At 47.3% G+C, this 3912-nt stretch carries 3 protein-coding genes; all 3 read left to right on the top strand.

The window, feature by feature from the left end; translation table 11 throughout:
- Positions 1-717: 717 nt before the first annotated feature.
- The gene (locus tag V6C93_RS17205; protein WP_333477897.1) at positions 718-1155 is read left to right on the top strand and encodes a pentapeptide repeat-containing protein; all 438 of its coding nucleotides are present in this window, start codon (positions 718-720) and stop codon (positions 1153-1155) included.
- Between the two features lie 387 nt (positions 1156-1542).
- The gene (psaC, locus tag V6C93_RS17200) at positions 1543-1788 is read left to right on the top strand and encodes a photosystem I iron-sulfur center protein PsaC (protein ID WP_012411495.1); all 246 of its coding nucleotides are present in this window, start codon (positions 1543-1545) and stop codon (positions 1786-1788) included.
- 223 nt (positions 1789-2011) lie between these two features.
- Positions 2012-3910, top strand: a complete 1899-nt coding sequence (gene glmS / locus V6C93_RS17195) for a glutamine--fructose-6-phosphate transaminase (isomerizing) (RefSeq protein WP_333477896.1) — start codon at positions 2012-2014, stop codon at positions 3908-3910.
- Positions 3911-3912: the final 2 nt, after the last annotated feature.

Genomic DNA, 3912 nt, shown 5'->3' with positions numbered 1-3912 from the left:
TCCTAATACAAGACAGATAGGAAGGATAATGAGCAGAACTCCCGTAACGGTGTTACCAACACTATCTGTTTGATTCAACGATTTGTGTAAAACAGGCTGGGGTGTCTGCACAGAAGATGAATTGGAAAGTTGCATTTTTTTATAATTTTCCTCAAGACCGGATGAATGCATAGGTATCTATCCAAAGATAGTTGCTTATTTTCCAAACACTATCTTGTGATTTAAAGCATCCAGAAGTGTGACCTTAAGCTTTGCGATCGCGCTCTTTGTGATGCATGGCTACTCCGATCAGGAAAAGCTTTGACCTGTATCCTGAGAGCTTGAGTGAGGAGGTTCCCAGCAGTCAAGCGTTACCGCAACAAGACGAAGGCCGGCAAAGCAAGCCTCAAGGGACCGCAAATCACCCTCCACACTCTACCCTCACAGTCCGCCTGCTCTCAGTTAACATGTTAGACAACCGTATCCTCCTAAATGAATAAATATCCAAATCGAGTTGCCTTTCGTTGCCTTTTCTATAGAAATTAAAGCTTTAAGAGTTTTAACTGAAACATCTATTAATCTATCATTTGGCCTAAAAAAACAGTAAAATTGTAAGAGAGATAAAGTCTCTCATTTAAAGGAATCATCCCAATGTAGGACGACAAGAGTGGATTAAATCCAGCAACCTATTGATAGAGGCTATTGACTAGTTACTAACACCTGAGGAGGTAACGAAACATGCAACTGAAATATCTGGTAACAGTAGCTTTATTGAGTACTACCTTTTTAGCCGCTCCAGTTAAAGCTGAAAACCCCGCCCACGTTAAACAATTGCTGGAAACTTATGAATGTCCGGGGTGTGATTTATCAGGAGCAAACCTCACAGGTGCCCATCTCATCGGTGCTGATTTAAGAAATGCTAATTTACAGGGAGCTAACCTCGTTAATGCCAATTTAGAGGGGGCTGATTTAACGGGCGCTAACCTTAAGGGAGCGAACTTAACCAAAGCCTTTGTTAATAGTACGAGCTTAATTGGTGCTAACCTGATCAATGTAAATTTCACAGAGGCTCACCTGTATAGTGCAGATGTCGGGGAAGCCCTGATGAGTGATATCACCCTAACTGATGCGGATGTGTTCAATACGGCAATCAGTGTGGGTGGAGAAGCTCCATAAAGTTTGTCCAAAGGAGCGAATAGTGTTCAAAGGCGATCGCCCTACAGCCGTTCGGGTATCCAACGGCAGGCCGTGCCGTTAAGGCGGCAATCGGTTGGACGACAGTAAGGGGTGCATCTCTGAAATAGATTAAAACTGAATGAGCTGAACTGGATGGAAATCTATCAGTTTTACGGGGGCACGGCTTTGCCGTGTCCCTAAATTTTAGAAACGTTTTGTGGCTTTTGTCCCCTGATTTCCCTCTGGCGCTCTCCTAGCAATTTGTCAAGGAATTTGAAGTTCTGTAACCTCTTGTCTAAGGTGATGAAAGCCCTGCGGTAAACTAACCCTTGATCCTGAGTCTTACTCATTCGTGAGTGGAGAACTCTCGTTTGGAGTTGTTATTCAATGTCTCATACCGTCAAAATTTACGATACTTGCATTGGTTGCACTCAGTGCGTTCGCGCTTGTCCAACAGACGTTCTAGAGATGGTTCCCTGGGATGGCTGTAAGGCGGCTCAAATTGCTTCTTCTCCCCGTACAGAAGACTGCGTAGGTTGTAAGCGCTGTGAAACAGCCTGCCCTACTGACTTTCTGAGTATCCGAGTATACCTGGGTGCAGAAACCACTCGCAGTATGGGCTTGGCTTACTAAACAGTCAGTCAAAATCACTCGATTATTGCGGTTGTGGCATTCCTATAGGAATCATCCTTAAGAAGCGTTTGGAATTAAATTTACAGAGGAAGCCAATTGGCTTCCTTTTTTTTGTGTGGAATGACTATCATTGTCGGGATAACAAGGAAAAGCTTCTTGACGTACTCATATATAGGCAAGTAGTTTGTAAAACATGCTGTATGAAGCAGGAGTGATGGGGTAGATGTGTGGAATCGTCGGCTATATAGGCACCCAAACGGCTACGGACATTTTGCTAGCTGGATTAGAGAAACTGGAGTACCGAGGCTACGATTCAGCAGGTATTGCCACAGTTTTGGAAGGTGAGATTCACTGTGTTCGGGCTAAGGGCAAACTCTACAACTTGCGGGAAAAGGTAGAACGGGAAGTCAACCCCGCTAAAATCGGCATTGGACATACTCGTTGGGCCACTCATGGCAAGCCAGAGGAGTATAACGCCCATCCTCATATGGATACAGCCAGGAGGGTGGCAGTCGTGCAGAATGGGATTATTGAAAACTACCGGGAGTTGCGGGAAGAATTAAAGGAGCGAGGGCATGAGTTTCGCTCGGATACCGATACCGAAGTGATTCCCCACTTAATTGCTGAGTTGTTGTTGCACACGCAACCTTCTAACCCTCAACATGCCAATTCCTTGCTAGAGGCCGTTCGGGGTGCGGTGAACAAACTCAAAGGGGCATTTGCGATCGCAATCATCTCAGCTGACTATCCCGATGAACTCATTGTCGCACGGCAACAAGCACCGTTAGCCATTGGATTTGGTCAGGGAGAATTTTTCTGTGCCTCGGATACACCCGCACTAGTCCCTCATACTCGCGCCGTGCTAACCCTAGAGAATGGTGAACTGGCGCGACTCACTCCACTGGGGGTTGAAGTCTACAACTTTGCAGGGGAACGCTTGAAGAAATATCCTCGCACCCTGAACTGGAATCCTGTCTTGGTGGAAAAACAGGGCTTCCGGCACTTCATGCTCAAGGAAATCTATGAACAACCGGGCGTGGTGCGTAATTGTTTAGAAGCTTACCTAGAAGCGAATTGGAACTCAGCGGATATTACTCAATCCCCGATTAATCTCGGTTTGTCGCCGGAACTGTACGCTGATTTAGAACACATTCAAATTCTCGCCTGTGGCACCAGCTGGCACGCAAGTTTAGTAGGGAAATACTTGCTGGAACAGTTAGCGGGCATTCCCACGATGGTGCAGTATGCCTCAGAGTTTCGCTATGCACCCGCACCCCTAACGGCAAATACGCTGACGATTGGCGTTACCCAGTCTGGAGAAACGGCTGACACGCTAGCGGCACTGGAGATGGAAAAAAAGCGTCGTTTCGGTCAGTTACCCAAGTATGAACCACGACTGTTGGGGATTACCAATCGACCGGAAAGTTCTCTGGGGCATCTAGTGGGTCAGATTATCGACACCCATGCAGGGATTGAAATTGGCGTTGCGGCAACTAAAACCTTTGTCAGCCAGCTGATGGCATTTTACTGCTTGGCGTTGGATTTAGCATGGCGGCGTCAGACGTTGACTGCCACACGCATGGAGGAAATTTTGGTGGGCTTGCGGCAGTTGCCAGCGCAGATTGAGCTGATTCTGGAGAGTCAGGAGCGTTACATTGAGGAATTAGCGCACAGCTTTGCAGAGACGCACGATTTTATCTTTTTGGGACGCGGGATTAATTTCCCTATTGCTTTGGAAGGGGCTCTGAAACTGAAGGAGATCAGTTATATTCACGCGGAAGGGTATCCAGCCGGGGAGATGAAGCATGGGCCGATCGCACTGTTGGATGCTAAGGTACCGGTGGTGGCGATCGCAATGCCCGGTACGGTTTACGAGAAAGTCCTCTCGAATGCTCAGGAAGCGAAAGCTCGTGATGCCCGTCTCATTGGGGTGACGCCGATGAATGAGCATGAGGCGGCTGAGACATTTGACGATTTGTTACCAGTACCAGTAGTGGAAGAATTGCTCTCCCCCATTCTTGCGGTGATTCCCTTACAGCTTTTGGCGTATCACATTGCAGCACGGCGTGGCTTGGATGTAGACCAGCCTCGCAACCTCGCTAAGTCTGTTACGGTCGAATAGTT

Source organism: Allocoleopsis sp. (assembly GCF_036703385.1).
GTDB lineage: Bacteria > Cyanobacteriota > Cyanobacteriia > Cyanobacteriales > Coleofasciculaceae > Allocoleopsis.
Note: the sequence above shows the minus strand (reverse complement) of the source record. Positions and strands in the feature narration are given on the sequence as shown.

Excerpts from the sequence above, each read along its gene's own strand:
- glmS (WP_333477896.1), top strand. The coding sequence starts at position 2,012 with ATGTGTGGAATCGTCGGCTATATAGGCACCCAAACGGCTACGGACATT.
- V6C93_RS17205 (WP_333477897.1), top strand. The coding sequence starts at position 718 with ATGCAACTGAAATATCTGGTAACAGTAGCTTTATTGAGTACTACCTTT.
- psaC (WP_012411495.1), top strand. The coding sequence starts at position 1,543 with ATGTCTCATACCGTCAAAATTTACGATACTTGCATTGGTTGCACTCAG.